This window comes from Luethyella okanaganae (genome assembly GCF_042660285.1).
Classification (GTDB): Bacteria; Actinomycetota; Actinomycetes; order Actinomycetales; family Microbacteriaceae; genus Luethyella; species Luethyella okanaganae.
Genome location: NZ_JBHSTP010000008.1, coordinates 1 through 1175, shown reverse-complemented (window position 1 = coordinate 1175; position 1175 = coordinate 1). Strand labels below are relative to the sequence as shown.

1 protein-coding gene is annotated in these 1175 nt (G+C 61.2%); it reads left to right on the top strand.

Going from position 1 to position 1175, the window contains the following annotated elements:
* The first annotated feature begins 236 nt into the window (after positions 1-236).
* The gene (locus ACFQB0_RS15390) at positions 237-593 is read left to right on the top strand and encodes a ricin-type beta-trefoil lectin domain protein (protein ID WP_386733316.1); all 357 of its coding nucleotides are present in this window, start codon (positions 237-239) and stop codon (positions 591-593) included.
* Positions 594-1175: the final 582 nt, after the last annotated feature.

Here is a 1175-nt window from a genome sequence, read left to right as displayed (position 1 = left end):
TCACTACCTACCTCGAGGGAACGTGTGATAGTCATCCGCAGTCGAGCGTGACGTTCAACCGGCCTCTCGGCTCGTCGGACGGAGGCGCTTCCGTACCAGCCGAGATCTCGGCCACGGTGACCCCCGGGTGTCCGGATTCGACCACTGTCAGTCTGGTGGATGCCGAGGATTCGCACCACGATATCGCAGCGCGAAACGCTAAGCGGGGGCAGGTATTCGGCCCCGGTGGAAACGTGATGCAAGGAAGCGACACTTTCGGATCGGTTGTTCTCTTGAAGAGACCTCAGGACGTCAAGTCGCAAGCATGGGTCTACGCCTTGGACCACACGCTTCGCCTGCCCGAGAGCGACATGTGCTTGATTGCTCTCGATGGTGCCGTTACCATGACAGGCTGCCTCCCAGCAGCGGAGCAAGACTACAATGTGAAGAATTTGAAGACTCGGCAGCGAGAATGGGACTATCACGAGAGCACTCAGCAATATGTCTCTCGCTTCGACGGCCGGTGTCTTATGTCCCAGGGAGCTGGTTCCCCATTGATGGTGAGAGCGTGCGATGCGAACGACCCTCTCCAGAAGTGGTCTCTGCCCAAGTGATCTCCTCCCCATAAAGGGCTGACGACTGACCGGCACTGCGACAGTGGTGCCGGTCAGTCGCGTTCGCAGCCGATGCGAGCAGGTCGTGCTCTGGTGGCGAGGTCTCTTGGCCGGATTTCTCAGACGTCCCTGTCCACGGTGTGCGGCAGCAACCCGAACCTGCACACCCACGGTCACGTGTCGACGAAGGCGCTCGGCGTCGACGGTAGGTGGTGCTCGCTCGACCAGCTCCCAACTATGCGGCTGGGGCTTGAGCGCCCACGACGCGACACAGGGCTGCCGCGGCACCGAGGCCGGCTGGGATGCCAACGGCCTGGCCTCCTCGCCGCATCGACGATGGCGCACGGGGTCGCTTCGAAATGCATGACCAGCACGAGCGCAATGAGGACGAGAGCGGTGTTGACGAGCAGCACAAGACTGGCGAGCAGTCGTGCGGCGTGGCTCTGCATCCGTGGCCTTCTGCACTCATTTCATCGATGACCCTGCGTTGGTGATGGTCGAGCTTCCTCGCGAAAGTCGACGCCACTCAGGCCCCTTTTGGTCCTCAATTCGGCGCAAGATGTTGAGCCACAGGTTGTATTG